Here is a 16,281-nt window from a genome sequence, read left to right as displayed (position 1 = left end):
ACGTCGTATTGGTCCTGATCTGCGTGTGGTTTGTACAATGCCTTACTTTGAACGCAGAAGTCACCCCCCGTACCTTAGGGATCGCTGTCCAGCGGTGGGGCGCCGCCCGCAAAGCTGTTGGGATTTGCATAATCACAGGGGGCTTCTTGCATGTTGAGATGCAGGTCGTTGCCAGTGAAGGGATGCGCGCGGGCGAGATCTTCGTCTACGTCTATGCCCAAACCGGGCGCATCCGGTGGAGTAACAAAACCGTTCTCAACACGAATGCTGCCTTTGATCAGGGCGTCGTGAAACGGGGTCTCGATGCATTCGGCCATCAGGATGTTTGGGATCGAGGCGGCCAGCTGGATATTGGCAGCCCACTCGATGGGGCCTGCATAGAGATGCGGGGCGATTTGGGCGTTATAGACCTCGGCCAAGGTGGCGATCTTCTTGGTCTCCCAAATGCCACCCGCGCGACCCAAGGCCGGTTGCAGGATGGCGGCAGCACCGGAGCGTAGAACAGGGGCGAACTCACCCTTGGTGGTCAGTCGCTCGCCGGTGGCGACGGGGATTTTTGTGGCGCTTGCGACCTTGGTCATTTCGTTGACATTGTCCGGCGGGATCGGTTCCTCGAACCACAGCGGCGCATAGGGTTCGATGGCTTGCGCAAGCCGGATCGCCCCTGCGGTGGTGAACTGGCCATGGGTGCCAAACAGTAGGTCGGCCTTGTCGCCAACGGCCGCGCGGATGGTTTTGCAGAACGCAACCGAGGCCGAAATGTCGTTCATCGACGGCATGTGGCCGCCACGCAGGGTGTAGGGGCCGGCTGGGTCGAACTTTACGGCTGTGTAGCCTTGGACAACCATTTCAGCAGCGCTTTCTGCGGCCATCTTGGGCGAGGCCCAGAAGCTAGAGATGTCATGCTGGGGCAGCGGGTACAGATAGGTATAAGCGCGGATGCGGTAATTCATCCGCCCGCCGATCAGCGCATGAACCGGGCGGTCACGGTCTTTGCCCAAGATGTCCCAACAGGCGATTTCAAGGCCGGAAAACGCGCCCATCACTGTCAGATCCGGTCGTTGGGAAAAGCCCGAGGAATAGGCGCGGCGGAACATCAGCTCGATGTTCTCCGGGTTTTCATCCGCCATGTGGCGCTCAAACACATCGCGGATCACATGGGTCATGGCATCGGGGCCAACCGAGGCGGCATAACATTCACCCCAGCCGATGATACCGGTGTCAGTGGTCAGCTTAATCAGGATCCAATAGCGTCCCCCCCAACCGGGGGCTGGCGGGGCGGTAACGATCACGTCGAGATCTTGCAGTTTCATGGTCGGTCTCTTGTCTGTGTAGGGTGCGTGTTTACACGCACAGTTGTGACGCGTCGTGCGTGCAAGCACACACCCTAGAATGGATTGCTGCCTTAACGGTCGAACAGAATTACATTGCGTTTGGCGCTGCCGGTTTTTGTGTCGGCGATGGCTTCGTTGATCTGTTCCAGCTGCCAGCGGCCCGAGATCAGCTCGTCCAGTTTCAGCCTACCCTGTTCATAGAGGTCGATCATCCAGGGTATGTCGCGTTGGATCACCACATCGCCCATTTTGGAGCCGACCAGCCCCTGACCAACCGCAGCCAGCATCACGGGTTCATAGCTTGCGGTGGCCCCGGAGTGGGGCATGCCGATCAGCACCGCCTTGCCACCACGGGCCAGATAGCGGGGGGCTTGATCATAGGCAGGGATGGCGCCAACCGTGATTAGTACGGCATCGGCCCCGCGCCCGCCGAGCGCTTTGTAGGCAGCCTTCCACGGTTTCGCGAGCGTGCCAAGGACACCGTGGGTGGCGCCGAACTCTTTGGCGATCTCCAGTTTCTCTTCGCTCATGTCCACCGCTACAATACGGCGGGCACCGGCAATGCGCGCGCCCTGGATGGCGTTAAGGCCCACGCCACCAGCGCCAATCACCACCACGTCCTGCCCTGCGCGCAGCTGGGCGGCATTGACCACGGCTCCAACGCCGGTGATGACGCCGCAGGACACCAGAGCGGCGGCTTCTTTGTTCATGTTCTGAGGAATTTTGACGATCTGGCGTTGATCCACCACCACTTTCTCAGCAAATGCGCCACAGGCCATAGATTGGTCCAGCGGTCCGCCATCGGCGGTTTGTAGCGGGCCTTTGACACCGTTGTAGGGGGTTTCACAGATTGTTGGCTTGCCGCCTGCGCAGCTGGGGCAGGTGCCACAGGATCGGATCAGGGTGACAACAACCGCGTCCCCGATGGCAAAACTTGTGACACCCTCGCCGATCTGGGTGATTACCCCGGCGGCTTCATGGCCATAGACGGCGGGTAGATGCCCACCCCAGGCCCCCTCGGCGTAAGAGATGTCACTGTGACAGATGGCGACCGCGTCCAGCGTGACCTCGACCTCGCCCATCTTGGGATCTGCCAGCAGCACATCTTCGATCACCAGTGGCGCGCCAAACTCGTGGCACACGGCCGCCTTGATGGTTTGCATGACATTCTCCCGTTTGTTGGTCTTACGGTGGACCGCCGGAATCAATGCCGCAAGGTGGAAACCGTCAGCAACAGGTCGTTATGACGCTACGGGAGTTTTTGTGCGCAGGAAAATTATCAGTCCAAGTATCATAAGCACCAAAGCAACGAGGAAGGGGGCACCGGGCAGGTACACCGGCGCGCCGTCGCGGCTGAACTGGGCAAAGACTGCGGCCATCAGCATCGGCGAGACAATCATTGAAAGTGCGTGGACCGCAGTCATCACGCCCTGTAGTTCGCCTTGTTGGTTGTCGGCAACTGACTTGGACATGATCGCTTGCAATGCTGGGGTGACAACAGCGCCCATCGCGGTGACCGGGGTCAGGATCAGGGCCAGGGTGCCGCTGGTGATAAAGGCGAGGAAACTGAACCCGACAAAATCGAAGATCTGCCCGTAGATCACCGTGTTGCGCTCGCCAAACTTGCGGACGACATGTCGCAGCAGCCCGCCCTGCACAAAGGCCATGGAGGCGCCAAATACACCCAATGACAGGCCGATCATTTGGGGTGACCAGTCGAACCGTTCCTCGGTGAAATAGGACCAGATGGCGGGGTAGACATAGATCGCGACCGAATACAGGAAAAAGACCCAGAGCAATCTTAGGATACCGGGAATGCGGGCCATGGCGCGGATGGATCCCATGGGGCTGGCCCGACGCCAGTCAAAGGCGCGGCGGTTTTCTTCCGTGACGGTTTCAGTCAACACAAACCAGCCCAAAACAAAGTTAAGGGCGGCCAGAATTGCGGCGGCATAGAACGGCGCACGGGTGCCAAACTCGCCGAGCAATCCGCCAATCAGTGGGCCAAGCACAAAGCCAACCCCAAAAGCCGCGCCGATAAGCCCAAAGTTTGTGGCCTTTTCCGTGGGCTTGGAAATGTCGGCCATATAGGCCCCTGCGGTGGAGTGGGTGGCGGCGGTGATGCCGCCGACAACGCGACCCAGAAACAGCAGCCAGATTGTGCCTGCAACTGCCATCACCAGATAATCCAGCGCCATGATAAACAGCGACACCAGCAATACCGGACGGCGGCCATAGGCGTCGGATAGATTGCCCAAGATCGGGCTAAAGAAGAACTGCATCAGCGCAAAGACGGTGGCGAGAATGCCGCCCCAGAGTGCCGCGTCAGCCAATGTGCCGCCCTGCACCTCGACGATCAATCCGGGCATGATTGGCATGATCAGGCCAACACCCATGGCGTCGATCATCACGGTCATCAAAATGAAAACGATAGGGAGACGCATAGGGACCTGAGTTCTGGTTCAAATGTCGCGGACCCTAGCGCTCTGATTGGGGGAGGGGAAGCCGTCAGGCCTCCTGAGCTGTGAAATATTTCGCGACGTTTCTTGCAAAGCTTTGCGCCTCGGCTGGGGCTTGTCCCAATTGCTGACTGGCGTCGAACAGCGACGCGGCGTCGAGGTCAGGATGATCCCGGGCCACCAGTTCCCTCAATGGTGTATTCGAGGCAGTGGCCTCTGCGCAAAGCGATTTGACCGTTGCCTGTGCCTCGGGGCGGGGCAGTTTTGTGGTCAGGGCAAAGCTGAGCGCCTCGGCGTGGATCAGGTCCAGTCCACTGTTGAGCGCAGCCCGCATGGTATCGGTGTTCGGCGCGAGGGTTGCGCTGAGCTGTTTTGCGATCCGTGCTGCGCTGGCGGTTCCCAGCACGATCTGCGGCAGGCAGAGCCATTCGCTGAACCAGGCTGCACCGTCTCGTTGGTGCTGGTGCATGGCCGCGTTGTTCAGAACCGATTTCAGGGCCGAAGCCTGTTGCGCCAGGGCAACCAGAGCCGAAGGGGCCACCGGGTTCTGTTTTTGCGGCATGGTTGAAGATGATCCCGCCCCGCCCAGAGTGATCTCACCAATACCGGTTTGGACCAGCGCCATGGCGTCCTCGCCCAGTTTACCCAGTGCGATATTGACCCGGACCATCCAGTCGGTAATGCGCAGGATTGGAGTGCGGTCTACGTGCCAGCTGCGGCATGGGTTGCCCAGCGACAGGGCCTTGGCCAGTTCGGCGCGCAGGTTTGCCGCTTGCTCACCAAGTGCGCCAGCGGTTCCAGCCGCACCCGATAGCGACACCAACAGGCAGGTTTTGCGCAGTTCTGGCAGCTCTTGGAGCAGCGTCAGCAGCGGCTCCCCCCAACTGGCCACCACAGCACCAAAACTGGTGGGGGTGGCGTGCTGGCCATAGGTGCGGGCGGGCATTGGCAGCTCGGCGTGTGTCTCAGCCAATTTGGCGAGCGATTTTACTGCCGCTTGCAGGTCCGCCTCGACCAGCATCAGGGCCTGACGCAGGCGCAGCATCAGGGCGGTGTCCATGATGTCTTGCGATGTGGCGCCCCAGTGGACGTATTGCGCATGTTCGGGGGCGTTCATTTCCTCGCGAAAGGCAGCGACAAGGGCGGGGACAGGCACGCCATTCTGGCCGGTGGCTTTGCGCAATGCAGAGGGATCGACCTGCACTTCCATAACAGCACGGGAGATGGCGGTGGCGCTCTCGTCCGGGATTACTCCAGCGGCGCCCTGAACCTTGGCCAATGATCCTTCGACCAGCAGCATGGCGCGGACCTCGGCGCTGTCGGTGAACAGGCGACCGGCGTCGCCGCTGGGGAACAAATCGCCATAAAGCTGGCTTTCAAAGACCGAGGCAGCCATCAGGTGTCCTTTGTGATGTGGCCGGTGTCCAACAGGAACCGGGTGAGAAGGGATGCGTATTCTTGGGGCTGCTCAACACAGGGCAAATGGCCTGCCTTGCGGATCAGCGAGAAGGTGGAGCCGGGGATGAGGTCGATGGTCTCGCGCACCAGATCGGGCGGGGTAGCGCCGTCGTCGGAGCCTGCAATGCCAAGGGTTGGCAGGCGTAGCCCGCTGGTGGGCGAATAGAAATCGGTGCCCGCAATGGCAGCGCAGCAGCCTGCGTAGCCTGTGGCAGGTTGCTGGATCAGCATATCGCGCCAGAATGGGAAGTCGGGCGTGGCGCGGAAGGCGCGCGAGAACCAGCGCTCCATGATGGCGTCGGCGATGAGCTCGATGCCATCAGCCTCAACCGCCTTGATCCTTTGCCGCCACATGTCGGGGGTGCCGATCTTGGCGGCGGTGTTGGACAACACCAGCGCGCGGATCTGGTCGAGCCGTTTAACCGCCAGCCCCTGGGCGATCATGCCGCCGATGGATAGGCCAACAAAGGTGCAGTCGCGGATGTTGAGATGGTCGAGCAGATGTTCGGCATCGCGGATCAGTGCGCCCATGGAATAGGGGGCGGCGGGAACTGAGGATTGTCCGTGGCCGCGCAGGTCATAGCGGACCAGTTTCAGGCCCGCAGGCAGCAGTGGCAGGATTGGATCCCACAGGCGCAGGTCGGTGCCCAGCGAGTTGGCAAAGACCACCGGTGCACCGTTAGGATCACCGTCGATCCGGTAGTGGATTTGGACGTCGCCCAGATCTGCGTTTGGCATAAGTGACCTCGTTCTTGGTTGGCGCAGATGTAGCGGGGTGGCGGAGGGCGGTAAAGGGTGGCTTCAGTCCGGCGAAGCCGGTCAGCGCCTGTAAAAGCTCCGCCTGTTCAAACCTGAAATGATCTCCCTAATTATTTCCAAGACGGTTTGCACTCCCCGCGAGAAGGTGCTTTGCACCTCCCCAAGGCCAAACGCGAGGCCCATTAATCGGAGTTAGCAAACCGCTTCAAAGCCTCGGTAAACATTTCAGGATCAACATTGCCACCGGTAGCGACCACGATCAGGTTTTCACTGTTCAGCTGGTCCCCGTGGAACAGAGCAGCGGCTAGTGAAACAGCGCCGCCGGGTTCCAGCACGACCTTGAGGCGCAGAAAGGCAAGCGCCATGGCGTGCAGGGCCTCATCTTCGGTCACGACGATGCCAGCACCACAAAGGCGCTTCAGAATTGGAAAAGTGATGTCTCCCGGCGATGGCGTCAAGATGGCGTCGCAGATGGACCCGGCGGTCTGCGCGTTGCGCTCAACCTGGCCCGAGGCCAGCGAACGGGTGACATCGTCAAACCCCTTTGGCTCACAGGGGCGAACCTTCATCTGTGGGGCGTGGGCTTCAAGCGCCAGCGCAATGCCCGAGGTCAGACCGCCACCGCCACAGTTGACCAGAACCTCAGCCTCGGTCACGCCAAGTTCGGCTGCTTGGCTGGCGATTTCCAGACCTGTGGTGCCTTGGCCGGCAATCACCTGCGGTTCGTCATAGGGTTTGATCAACGTCAGGCTGCGCTCGGAGGCGATGGACTGGCCGATGGCATCGCGGTCCTCGGTGGCGCGATCGTACAACACCACCTCGGCCCCTAGCGCGCGGGTGTTGTCGATCTTGAGTTGCGGCGCGTCGGCAGGCATCACGATGACGGCAGGTGCGCCGTGCAGTTTGGCGGCAAGGGCAACGCCCTGAGCATGGTTGCCGCTGGAATAGGCGATGACGCCTTTGGTCCTGGCCGTGTCATCCAGTGCGGATACGGCAGACCAACCGCCGCGAAACTTGAAAGATCCGGTGTGTTGCAGGCATTCGGGTTTCACCAGAATGCGACGGCCTGCCATGTCGTCCAGAAACGGAGAGCTGAGCAGTGGTGTTACGAGAGAGTAGCCCTTGAGCCGTTTGGCGGCGGCTTCGATCATGGCGAGAGATGTCATGTGGTGGTCTTTCTTGGTCCGGGGGTGGCGGTGGCCAGATCGGGAATTGTTGTGAGGTCAGACAGGACATGCTGCGGTGTCCAGGGCAGGCGATCCATCGGCTCACCCGCACGGTTGACCCAGGCGGTGGCAAAGCCATAGCCACTGGCGCCGGCGGCGTCCCAGCCGTTGGAGGAGACAAACAACACTTCGTTTCGTTCACAGTTGAAACGCTTGCCAACCAGATCATAGACCCGGGCATCGGGTTTGAAGATGCCGACGCTTTCCACTGACAGAACATCGTCAAGCACTTCGCCCAGCCCAGCGGATTGCACCGCGCCGTTCAGCATATCGGGCGAGCCGTTGGATAGGATGGCTGTGTTCATCCCGGCGCCTTTCAACGCCTTCAGCATGGCGGGGACTTCGGGATAGGCTTGTAGCTCCCAATACAGATCCAGCAGGCGTTGGCGCAGCTTGCCGTCGCCGTCAAGCTTGGTCGCCTCAAGCGCCCAGTCGAGCCCGTTTTGGGTGACCTCCCAGAAATCGGTGTGGGCATCGGTGATGGCGCGCAGCCAGGTGTATTGCAACTGCTTCAACCGCCAATGGTTGGCGAGTTCCATCCAGCTGTCGCGCAGTTGCGGGAACTCGGGTTCGGCAGCGGCTTGACGGGCAGCGGCGGCCACGTCGAACAGGGTGCCATAGGCATCAAATATGCAGGTTGTGATCGGCATGAGGGTCTCCCTTGGGCAAACTGTGGCACAGGCCCGTGCAGGGCGAAAGCGCGATATTGTACGCACACAATAGCCTGAACATCTGGCGCGGCTTTACCTTTGCGGGGGCAATGCCTAGTCTGTCGCGGTTTGAAACTCTTGAAAGATTGGACCCCCTATGGCTGAGGTCAAAAACGGCGACACCGTGCGCATCCACTACACCGGCACCTTGATGGATGGCAGCGTGTTCGACAGTTCCGAAGGGCGTGATCCGCTGGAGTTTACTGTGGGTGCAGGTCAGGTGATCGAAGGCATGGATGTGGAAATGCCCGGCATGACTGTGGGTGAAAAGAAGACGATCCAGATCCCATGTGACAAAGCCTATGGTCCGATCAATCCCGCCGCGCGTCAGGCCATCCCGCGCGAAGGCATCCCAGACGATATCCCGCTGGAACTTGGTACCCAGTTGCAGATGCAGTCACCCGACGGACAGGCGCTGCCAGTGACTGTTGTTGAGGTGGACGAGGCCACCGTGACGCTCGATGCCAACCACCCGCTGGCGGGTAAGGATCTGACATTTGAGCTGGAGCTTGTCTCGATCGCTTGATTAGATTGAAGGCTTGTTATTGGCTGGTACTTCCTCCAGGACAACGCCCCGGATCGCGACCGACCCGCCCCCAGGGCGCGCGCGATTACACCCACCCTCGAGCCGGTCGCGACCTTAGCGCGACACACCTAGGGCAAAACGCAAAGGGCGCCGAAGTGGCGCCCTTTGTCTATTCAAATGTGCCCTGTTTTACAGGTGATCTGGCTGCGGCATGCCCAGCACGTGGAAACCACCATCAACGCGGATCACTTCGCCGGTGGTGCAGGCGCCGGCGTCAGACGCCAGATAAACAGCGGTGCCACCCACCGCTTCAAGCGTTGCGTTTGAACGCAGCGGCGAGTTTTGGTCGGTGTGTTTGTAGGTCTTGCGTGCGCCGCCAATGGCCGCACCGGCTAGGGTTTTCATCGGACCGGGCGAGATTGCGTTGACGCGGATGCCCTCGGGGCCGAGATCGTTGGCCAGATAGCGGGTTGCCGATTCCAGCGCTGCCTTGGCCACACCCATGACGTTGTAGCTGGGGCAGACGCGGTTGGAGCCCTGATAGGTTAGGGTCAGTAGGGTGCCGCCGTTTTCAACCATCATTGGATGTGCCCGGCGGGCAATCTCGACAAAGGAATAAGCCGAGATATCCAGCGAGTTCTTGAAGTTGGCGCGGCTGGTGTTGAGGAACCGGCCGGTCAGCTCGTTCTTGTCAGAATAGGCGATGGCGTGGACGACAAAATCAATCGTCTCCCAACGCGCGTTCAACTGTTCGAATGCAGTGTCCAGCGAGGCATCATCGGTGACATCAACATCGACCATAAAGTCGCTACCGACGCTCTCAGCCAGTGGAGCCAGCCGTTTGCCAAAGGCCTCACCTTGGTAGGTAAAGGCCAGTTCGGCACCCGCTTCGGCCATGGCCTTGGCAATGCCCCAGGCGATGGAACGTTCGTTGGCAACGCCCATGATCAGGCCGCGCTTGCCCTGTAGTGGTCCAGACATAGTCGATTATCCCTTGTACTTGCTCAGGATCATCGATCCGTTGGTGCCGCCAAAGCCAAAGCTGTTGGTCATGACGCTGTCGAGGCCCGCGTTTTCAACATAGGCGGTTGCAATCTCGCCTTCGTTGATTGCCGGGTCCAGCTCGTCGACGTTGATCGACGGTGTGATGAAGTCATTGTCCAGCATCAGCAGGCAGAAGATAGCCTCCAATGCGCCAGCAGCGCCTTGGGCGTGGCCGGTCATCGACTTGGTCGATGAGATCGGCGGTGTAGTGCCGGTGCCAAAGACGCGACGCACCGCTTCGACTTCGCCAACATCGCCAACCGGGGTCGAGGTGCCGTGGGCGTTGATGTAGGAAACTTTGCGGTCTTCTGGCAGACTCTCCAGCGCCAGACGCATGGCGCGTTCGCCGCCTTCGCCGGATGGGGCAACCATGTCGTGGCCGTCGGATGTTGCGGCAAAGCCGGTGACTTCGGCATAGATTTTAGCACCGCGCGCAACCGCATGTTCCAGATCTTCCAGTACTACGATGCCGCCACCGCCCGAGATGACAAAACCATCTCGGTTGGCGTCAAAGGCGCGGCTAGCCGCTGATGGGTCATCGTTTTTCTTGGAGGACATCGCGCCCATGGCGTCGAACAGGCAGGACAGGGTCCAATCCAGCTCTTCGCCGCCGCCGGCAAACATCACGTCTTGCTTGCCCATCATGATCTGTTCGGCCGCGTTGCCGATACAATGCAAGGAGGTCGAACAGGCCGAAGTGATCGAGTAGTTGATACCCTTGATCTTGAACGCAGTGGCCAGGTTGGCCGAGATGGTCGAGCTCATGCATTTTGGCACCGCAAAGGGGCCGATGCGCTTGGTGGCGCCGGTTTTGGCAACAACCTGATGCGCGGCCAGCATGGCGCTGGTTGATGGGCCACCGGAACCCGCCACCAGACCGGTGCGGGTGTTGACCACTTGATCTTCGCTCAGACCGGCGTCGGCAATTGCCTGGCTCATGGCGATATGGGCATAAGCCGCGCCATCGCCCATGAACCGCAGGGTGCGTTTGTCCACGTGTTCCTTGGTGTCGATCTTCAGGGTACCGGCCACTTGGCTGCGAAAGCCGTGCTCGGTCATTGAGGGGCTGGCCTCGATGCCAGATTTACCTGCTTTGAGCGAGGCAATGACCTCTTCGGCATTATTCCCGATAGAGGAGACAATTCCCAGTCCGGTGACGACGACACGACGCATACGTGCACTCCCTTGTTTGCTTATGTCTTATTAGGCCATTGCATTGGTGAGGTGCAAGGTGGGTTGGGGTTTGGATGGTTCCGCTCGATTAGTTGTAAATCAGCGCTGCAACGTCGCTCTTGGGTACTGGTGGAGAGATAAGGAAAATATGCCGCGTTTGGCCTCTTTTGCGCTTAACCTCGTGCGTAAAGACGCTCCCATTTTTCAAGTGGTGTGCAAACTCGAAATAGGACGTTGGAAATGTTTCTTTGGGTTTGCCGCCAGTCTTAGCCTGGGCATGCTGGAAAAACATTTGGGAGACAGAACCAGCATCGGGCGAACCTGCGAAGCCTATACCGCAAGCTTTATGGCCGCCTGCTTCCATAACCACTGCAAATAATGGCGTGTCGCCTGGCATACTATACTGTGTTCCCTCTGCCGATTTCATTGGCGTCAGGCCAAGTTTTTCAGCTTGATTTTTGGCTCCCGAAAAATTGGGAAGTGTGCTGAGGCAAAAATCTGAGAACACTTTTACTGCGGTGTCAGTTTGTTCAAGCGTGAATGATGTCGCTTTGATTGCCTCCGGAGATGTCTCGCAAGAGGCTAGGGCAAGGAATGCAACCCCGGCGATCAACTTTGAAAATAACTTCATAAATATGCCTGTAAACAATGAATATGCGCCAGAGTTACCTTTGCTGTTCATGCTTGTAAATGGATGGGCGGAACCGTCTTGCATCTGTGTGCAGTTTAGAAAACAGTGGAATTACAAAAGAGAAACCCAGCAGCCCCTTTATCTAACTGTTGGAGAAACCTATTCATTACCGTAGGTTTCGTTGAATTGCAGTTTGGTGTGACACTCGTGAAAAAGAATACCGATTTAGATAACGGCATTTATGATCCAGAATTTGTTGCGAACCTGTTTGACCGTTGCTCATCAAATTACCGGAGGTGGAGTGCTGTCAGTTCTTTCGGCTTTACTTATATTTGGCGTCGCCAATGTGTGAGCCGACTAGATACACCTGTGCAACGTGATTTAGTCGCTGTAGATTTGATGGCTGGGACGGGTGAAGTTTGGCCACACCTTTTGCGCCGTTTCCCTGATTTGGGGACAATTACAGCAATTGATATTTCGCACCGCATGCACCTAGAGGCGGTGGAAAGCCTGCACGGTAAATACGCCAATCGGATCACCCACATAGAAGCGGATGCGCTGCAAACGGATCTGCCGGAGAATCACGCGGATCTTGTGGTCTCTACTTTTGGTCTCAAGACTTTCAACGAAGATCAGCAAACTATCCTGGCCAAGCAAATTTCGCGTATGCTGAAGCCCGGCGGCAGATTTTCATTGATTGAAGCATCTGATCCTAAAGGCTGGGTTCTACGCCCGCTTTATCGGTTCTATCTTGATCGCATGTTGCCGAAAGTTGAGCGTTACTTTCTGAACGGTGCAAACGATTTCAGCATGATCGGCACCTACACCCGCAATTTTGGCAGCAGCGCGCATATGGCTGAAGCGCTGCGTAACGCTGGTCTGGCCGTGGAATTGAAAAAGCACTTTTTTGGATGCGCCACCAGTGTGGCCGGATACAAGCCGCAACGTTGAAAAATGTAAGCGCCTATCAGCTCGCGCTGAGTGCGACTTTCATGCCTTTGATGTCGTAGATCAGCTCGCTATCGGCCTCTACGATGCCGTTTGCCACGCCCATGGTCAGGCGGTGGGCTTGGATCGCTTGAACAAGGCAACAACCCCAGTATCGTAGTTCCGATAGAGGAGATAATTTCCAGACCGGTAACGATGGCGCGATAAAGACGTGCACTCCCTTGTTTGCTTGGGCCTTGCTTCCACTAGCTTACGGGCTTAGGCGGCATTTCCGTTGAACCATTTTCTGTAGAGGATCTTATCAGCTCTAAGAGCTCTTCTGCATTGGGTACGTACTCTAAGACAACAGGAGCGTTAATGCGCCCCCACAAGACTGGTTGGCCGGGATGTGACAGTCCAAGTCCGAAGGGTTGCAGTTGGTCTTCGGAAAGCAAAGTCCCCACCTGAAGCGATGGATAAGGGCGACTTGGAATTATCGAATAGGGATAAGTTTCAGTGTGAGGGCAGGAAATGACGTAGAGTTGGGTGCTAAGTCGCCAGTTTCTTCCGCGGCGACAAATAATCGACCGTCTATCAGAGACATAGTAGGCGAGATTGTACAGCACATAGTGGCGTTGGCTAGCTACCCCATAGGATACTAAGAAGAAGCTTAAAGAGACAGCAGAATAAATCCAGATGGCGTCGCTTAGGACCATATTCGAACTTGTTTTTTTATACGGAAAGGTGCTCCAAAAACTCGGTGCAGGTTCTATAAAAGGCAATGTGCTCCACATGATAACGGCCCCGATAAAGAGGCCGATATGGAGTGCTCGTTCAGCGCCGACGGCCTGAAAGAAACGCCGTCCATAAGATGGCTGCCCAGACCAGAGGACCCGTTCTCCCGGGGCAAGAATATCTTCCAGTGTAGGGTGTCGGAACGTTGTGATGGTCAAATTTGTCATTCACCAGTCCTAAAAATCCAGCGACGTTTTAACGCCACTAAGTCTGTATTCGGGCTCTCAAAGCGAAAATTCGAATTAGTGAATTCAGTTAAAACAAAAGAGGCCCGTAGGCCTCTTTCTTATTTTCCAAAGTGAGAGTGTTCAGCTCTCGCTGAGTGCGACTTTCATGCCTTTGACTTCGTAGATCACTTCGCCATCAGCCTCGACGATGCCGTCGGCTACGCCCATGGTCAGGCGGCGGGTTTGGATCGCTTTGGTGAAGTCGATTTTGTAGGTCAGCATTTTGCGCTCGGGACGGACCATGCCGGTCAGTTTGACTTCGCCTACACCCAGCGCATAGCCACGACCCTGCCAGCCGCGCCAGCCGAGGTTGAAGCCGGTCAGCTGCCACAAGCCGTCCAAACCCAGACAGCCGGGCATGATTGGGTTGCCGGGGAAGTGGCATTCAAAGAACCACAGCTCGGGGTTGATGTCGAACTCGGCGACGATGTGGCCTTTGCCGTGGGCTCCGCCGCCGGCACTGACCTCGGTGATGCGGTCCATCATCAGCATCGGTGGCGCAGGAAGCTGGGCGTTGCCGGGGCCGAAAAGCTCGCCGCGGGCGCATTTCAGCAAGTCGTCTTTGTCAAAGCTGCTGGGGTAATCGGCCATACTGGCGCATCTCCTGCCTGAAGTATCAAATGGTGTCTGGCCCCATGTAGCACCCTGCCAAAGGGTCCTGCAAGGGCAGGTCGAGTGGGCGGGGCGGGTGGTCCGGCGTAGTTGCGAATGAATTTCATTTGAATTTCCGCGCAAGAATCCTCTATATATGCTTGCAGCTACACCAAGCAGGATCTGCTGATGACGCCAGACAGCGTGAAAATCGCAACCAATTGGCTAGAGAGTGCCAATTTGCGGCCAACCCGACAGAGGGTTGCGCTGGCTGAACTGCTGGTCGGAGATGGCAATCATCGCCACGTAACAGCTGAAAGCCTGTTTGACTCCGCCAAGACCGAAGGTGCTGTGGTGTCACTGGCAACTGTCTACAATACACTGCGTGCGTTCTGCGAAGCAGGGGTGTTGCAGGAAATCACTGTGGATGGTTCCAAGAGCTATTTTGACACCAACACCCATGATCACCCGCATTTCTTTTGGGAAGATGAGGGGCGGTTGTCTGATGCGCCAGCGGATCAACTGGTGATCAAGCAATTGCCGGATGCACCCGAAGGGGTCGAAATTGCCTCGGTTGATGTGGTGATCCGCCTGCGCAAGGTTTGATTCGGCGCATTTACAAATGATTGGGTAGGTTTTGGGTGAGCGCAGTTAGGGCGTTTGCCAAAGTGCTGCCGTTGGGCGGCTGGGCATGGCTGATCAACACGATGGGTTCGGCAATGCCCGTATCTGCGATGGGAACTGCGCAGATTTGTTTGCCGTCATAGCTGAGGTTTCCCGGCGGGAGGCTGTAGCTGATGCCCACACCATGGCCATTGGCGGCAAGGCTCCTGAGCAATTCAAGCGAGGCCGCGCGGTGGGCGATGGTTGGGGCTAGGTCGCGCGATTTGAACAATGACAACATGTGCTGAACTGACAGGCCCTCTTGGGACACTACCAGTGGAACGCTGGCAAGCTCGGCCAGGGTGACAGAGGGTTGCGTAGCGATCGGGTGGTCTGGGGAAACAAGTGCATGGGGCGTGATGTGGCCCAGCTCATACCGGGTATAGCTGGCGTCAAGACCGAGGTCATAGCTGATTGCCAGATCGATCTCACTTTTGGACAGCGCGGTAATAAGGGGATCAAACGGGTTGGCGGTGTAGTCGATCTGTACCTCGGGCAAGGCAGTGCGCAGGGCCTCTAGGGCAGGGGCCAGCAAAAACGGCGCAAGGTCGGTAAAGCACCCAAGCGAGATCCTTTGTGCGCTGGGCAGGGCGGATTTGGGGTTCTCTAGGCTGGTGGCTTGGTCCAGCAGAGTTTGCGCACGGGCGGCAAAGTCGCGCCCCTGTGGTGTCAGCACCAGCGGCGCGCCCCGGCGGCGTAGGAACAGGGCTTGGCCCAGATGCTGTTCAATCCGGCTGAGTGCGGTGGAGAGAGCAGGCTGGCTGACATGCAGGATGTCGGCCGCAGCGGACAAGCTGCCGTGCTGGGCAACCGCAGCGATATATTCGTAGTGGCGCAGGGTAAGGTATAACATGAAGCTAAACCTATGCTTAAAACATATTATTTGAAAGCTGACATATCGCAGGGCAGTGTGGCGACAGCAAAAATACATCTTTAGTCACAGGAGCCCATCATGGTTCATCCGCTTATCTCTCAGGACCATATCGAACAGTATCAGCGCGACGGGGTTGTGTTGATCAAGCGATTGTTTGCCGACCAGGTCGACCTGCTGCGTGAAGGGGTGGCGGCCAATATGGACGCGCCGGGGCCCTATGCGTCGAACAACGAAAAAGCCGGGCAATCAGGGCGGTTCTTTGATGACTATTGTAACTGGAACCGGATCTCCCAATTTGAGACGGCGATCAAACACTCGCCAGTGGCCGAGGTCGCCGGGGATTTGATGCGGTCAAGCACGGTTCAGATGTTCCATGATCACGTTTTGGTCAAAGAGCCGGGCACATCCATGGCGACGCCCTGGCATCAGGATGGGCCGTATTATTTTGTCGAGGGGCAGCAAAACATCAGTTTCTGGTCGCCGCTGGACCCGGTGCGCGAGGCCTCGTTGCGCTGTGTGGCCGGGTCGCATCTGTGGGAGAAAGAGGTGCTGCCAACGCGCTGGGTGTCTGAGACTGATTTCTTCCCGGACGAGGGGCAATATATGCCAGTGCCAGACCCCGAGGCCGAAGGGATGAAGATCCTAGAGTGGGAGATGGAGCCCGGTGACGCGGTGGCCTTTAACTACAAGACACTGCATGGCGCGCGTGGCAATACTTCGGGCAGCCGTCGTCGGGCGTTTTCGCTGCGTCTAGTGGGGGATGACGCGCGGTATGTCGAACGGCCGGGTCCTACATCACCGCCGTATCCCGGCCACGAAATGCAGCCGGGGCAGCGGTTACGCGAGGATTGGTTTCCGATGTTGTTGCAGCGTTAGTTTTTTTG

Annotated in this window: 16 protein-coding genes and 1 pseudogene; 4 read left to right on the top strand and 13 right to left on the bottom strand. The window is 58.0% G+C overall.

Going from position 1 to position 16,281, the window contains the following annotated elements:
- Positions 1-74: 74 nt before the first annotated feature.
- The 7 genes from AC2T28_RS00455 to AC2T28_RS00425 form a co-directional block, all read right to left on the bottom strand.
- A complete protein-coding gene (locus tag AC2T28_RS00455; RefSeq protein ID WP_486746976.1) occupies positions 75-1,313 on the bottom strand; it encodes a mandelate racemase/muconate lactonizing enzyme family protein in 1,239 nt (412 codons plus the stop codon).
- Positions 1,314-1,405: 92 nt separating this feature from the next.
- A complete protein-coding gene (locus AC2T28_RS00450; protein WP_486746975.1) occupies positions 1,406-2,497 on the bottom strand; it encodes a Zn-dependent alcohol dehydrogenase in 1,092 nt (363 codons plus the stop codon).
- Between the two features lie 78 nt (positions 2,498-2,575).
- Positions 2,576-3,778 carry a TCR/Tet family MFS transporter gene (locus AC2T28_RS00445; protein ID WP_486746974.1) on the bottom strand — a complete coding sequence of 401 codons (1,203 nt, stop codon included), beginning with the start codon at positions 3,776-3,778 and terminating at the stop codon, positions 2,576-2,578.
- 64 nt (positions 3,779-3,842) lie between these two features.
- Positions 3,843-5,189 carry a class-II fumarase/aspartase family protein gene (locus AC2T28_RS00440; protein WP_486746973.1) on the bottom strand — a complete coding sequence of 449 codons (1,347 nt, stop codon included), beginning with the start codon at positions 5,187-5,189 and terminating at the stop codon, positions 3,843-3,845.
- The gene (pcaD, locus tag AC2T28_RS00435) at positions 5,189-5,989 is read right to left on the bottom strand and encodes a 3-oxoadipate enol-lactonase (protein ID WP_486746972.1); all 801 of its coding nucleotides are present in this window, start codon (positions 5,987-5,989) and stop codon (positions 5,189-5,191) included. The genes AC2T28_RS00440 and pcaD overlap by 1 nt, the downstream gene beginning before the upstream one ends.
- A 203-nt stretch (positions 5,990-6,192) precedes the next feature.
- A complete protein-coding gene (locus tag AC2T28_RS00430) occupies positions 6,193-7,176 on the bottom strand; it encodes a threonine ammonia-lyase (RefSeq protein WP_486746971.1) in 984 nt (327 codons plus the stop codon).
- Positions 7,173-7,886, bottom strand: coding sequence for a haloacid dehalogenase type II (locus AC2T28_RS00425; protein WP_486746970.1), 714 nt, complete (start codon positions 7,884-7,886; stop codon positions 7,173-7,175). Before AC2T28_RS00425 ends, AC2T28_RS00430 begins: the two co-directional genes overlap by 4 nt.
- 157 nt (positions 7,887-8,043) lie before the next feature.
- Between AC2T28_RS00425 and AC2T28_RS00420 the strand changes: the two genes are divergently transcribed.
- Complete coding sequence (locus AC2T28_RS00420; RefSeq protein WP_486746969.1) at positions 8,044-8,472, top strand: FKBP-type peptidyl-prolyl cis-trans isomerase; 429 nt, start codon at positions 8,044-8,046, stop codon at positions 8,470-8,472.
- A 189-nt stretch (positions 8,473-8,661) separates the two neighbouring features.
- On the opposite strand, the gene AC2T28_RS00415 is transcribed toward AC2T28_RS00420, so the two are convergent.
- The 3 genes from AC2T28_RS00415 to AC2T28_RS00405 all read right to left on the bottom strand — a co-directional run bounded on the left by AC2T28_RS00415 (position 8,662) and on the right by AC2T28_RS00405 (position 11,404).
- A complete protein-coding gene (locus AC2T28_RS00415) occupies positions 8,662-9,453 on the bottom strand; it encodes an enoyl-ACP reductase FabI (RefSeq protein WP_486746968.1) in 792 nt (263 codons plus the stop codon).
- Positions 9,454-9,459: 6 nt separating this feature from the next.
- The gene (gene fabB / locus AC2T28_RS00410) at positions 9,460-10,689 is read right to left on the bottom strand and encodes a beta-ketoacyl-ACP synthase I (RefSeq protein ID WP_486746967.1); all 1,230 of its coding nucleotides are present in this window, start codon (positions 10,687-10,689) and stop codon (positions 9,460-9,462) included.
- Between the two features lie 88 nt (positions 10,690-10,777).
- Complete coding sequence (locus tag AC2T28_RS00405) at positions 10,778-11,404, bottom strand: hypothetical protein (protein ID WP_486746966.1); 627 nt, start codon at positions 11,402-11,404, stop codon at positions 10,778-10,780.
- A 21-nt stretch (positions 11,405-11,425) separates the two neighbouring features.
- Here AC2T28_RS00405 and AC2T28_RS00400 point away from each other — a divergent pair, with 21 nt between their 5' ends.
- A complete protein-coding gene (locus AC2T28_RS00400) occupies positions 11,426-12,271 on the top strand; it encodes a class I SAM-dependent methyltransferase (RefSeq protein ID WP_486746965.1) in 846 nt (281 codons plus the stop codon).
- Between the two features lie 16 nt (positions 12,272-12,287).
- On the opposite strand, the pseudogene AC2T28_RS00395 reads toward AC2T28_RS00400, so the two are convergent.
- Together AC2T28_RS00395 and fabA are read right to left on the bottom strand one after the other, a co-directional pair.
- Positions 12,288-12,401 (bottom strand): annotated as a pseudogene (locus tag AC2T28_RS00395) (beta-hydroxydecanoyl-ACP dehydratase); the annotation flags it as partial.
- Positions 12,402-13,350: 949 nt separating this feature from the next.
- Positions 13,351-13,860, bottom strand: a complete 510-nt coding sequence (gene fabA, locus AC2T28_RS00390) for a bifunctional 3-hydroxydecanoyl-ACP dehydratase/trans-2-decenoyl-ACP isomerase (RefSeq protein WP_486746964.1) — start codon at positions 13,858-13,860, stop codon at positions 13,351-13,353.
- Positions 13,861-14,049: 189 nt separating this feature from the next.
- Here fabA and irrA point away from each other — a divergent pair, with 189 nt between their 5' ends.
- Positions 14,050-14,466 carry an iron response transcriptional regulator IrrA gene (gene irrA / locus AC2T28_RS00385; protein ID WP_486746963.1) on the top strand — a complete coding sequence of 139 codons (417 nt, stop codon included), beginning with the start codon at positions 14,050-14,052 and terminating at the stop codon, positions 14,464-14,466.
- Positions 14,467-14,476: 10 nt separating this feature from the next.
- Here irrA and AC2T28_RS00380 read toward each other — a convergent pair whose 3' ends face one another.
- The gene (locus AC2T28_RS00380) at positions 14,477-15,376 is read right to left on the bottom strand and encodes a LysR family transcriptional regulator (RefSeq protein ID WP_486746962.1); all 900 of its coding nucleotides are present in this window, start codon (positions 15,374-15,376) and stop codon (positions 14,477-14,479) included.
- 99 nt (positions 15,377-15,475) lie between these two features.
- Here AC2T28_RS00380 and AC2T28_RS00375 point away from each other — a divergent pair, with 99 nt between their 5' ends.
- On the top strand, positions 15,476-16,273 hold the full coding sequence (locus AC2T28_RS00375; RefSeq protein WP_486746961.1) for a phytanoyl-CoA dioxygenase family protein: 798 nt from the start codon (positions 15,476-15,478) through the stop codon (positions 16,271-16,273).
- Positions 16,274-16,281 lie beyond the last annotated feature (8 nt).

The organism is Parasedimentitalea nitratireducens (genome assembly GCF_057444295.1).
The sequence above is the reverse complement of the archived record's forward strand: the minus strand, read 5'-3'. Positions and strand labels throughout refer to the sequence as shown.

Coding starts and splice junctions, on each gene's coding strand:
- AC2T28_RS00455 (WP_486746976.1), bottom strand. CDS start 1,313: ATGAAACTGCAAGATCTCGACGTGATCGTTACCGCCCCGCCAGCCCCC.
- AC2T28_RS00450 (WP_486746975.1), bottom strand. CDS start 2,497: ATGCAAACCATCAAGGCGGCCGTGTGCCACGAGTTTGGCGCGCCACTG.
- AC2T28_RS00445 (WP_486746974.1), bottom strand. CDS start 3,778: ATGCGTCTCCCTATCGTTTTCATTTTGATGACCGTGATGATCGACGCC.
- AC2T28_RS00440 (WP_486746973.1), bottom strand. CDS start 5,189: ATGGCTGCCTCGGTCTTTGAAAGCCAGCTTTATGGCGATTTGTTCCCC.
- pcaD (WP_486746972.1), bottom strand. CDS start 5,989: ATGCCAAACGCAGATCTGGGCGACGTCCAAATCCACTACCGGATCGAC.
- AC2T28_RS00430 (WP_486746971.1), bottom strand. CDS start 7,176: ATGACATCTCTCGCCATGATCGAAGCCGCCGCCAAACGGCTCAAGGGC.
- AC2T28_RS00425 (WP_486746970.1), bottom strand. CDS start 7,886: ATGCCGATCACAACCTGCATATTTGATGCCTATGGCACCCTGTTCGAC.
- AC2T28_RS00420 (WP_486746969.1), top strand. CDS start 8,044: ATGGCTGAGGTCAAAAACGGCGACACCGTGCGCATCCACTACACCGGC.
- AC2T28_RS00415 (WP_486746968.1), bottom strand. CDS start 9,453: ATGTCTGGACCACTACAGGGCAAGCGCGGCCTGATCATGGGCGTTGCC.
- fabB (WP_486746967.1), bottom strand. CDS start 10,689: ATGCGTCGTGTCGTCGTCACCGGACTGGGAATTGTCTCCTCTATCGGG.
- AC2T28_RS00405 (WP_486746966.1), bottom strand. CDS start 11,404: ATGCAAGACGGTTCCGCCCATCCATTTACAAGCATGAACAGCAAAGGT.
- fabA (WP_486746964.1), bottom strand. CDS start 13,860: ATGGCCGATTACCCCAGCAGCTTTGACAAAGACGACTTGCTGAAATGC.
- irrA (WP_486746963.1), top strand. CDS start 14,050: ATGACGCCAGACAGCGTGAAAATCGCAACCAATTGGCTAGAGAGTGCC.
- AC2T28_RS00380 (WP_486746962.1), bottom strand. CDS start 15,376: ATGTTATACCTTACCCTGCGCCACTACGAATATATCGCTGCGGTTGCC.
- AC2T28_RS00375 (WP_486746961.1), top strand. CDS start 15,476: ATGGTTCATCCGCTTATCTCTCAGGACCATATCGAACAGTATCAGCGC.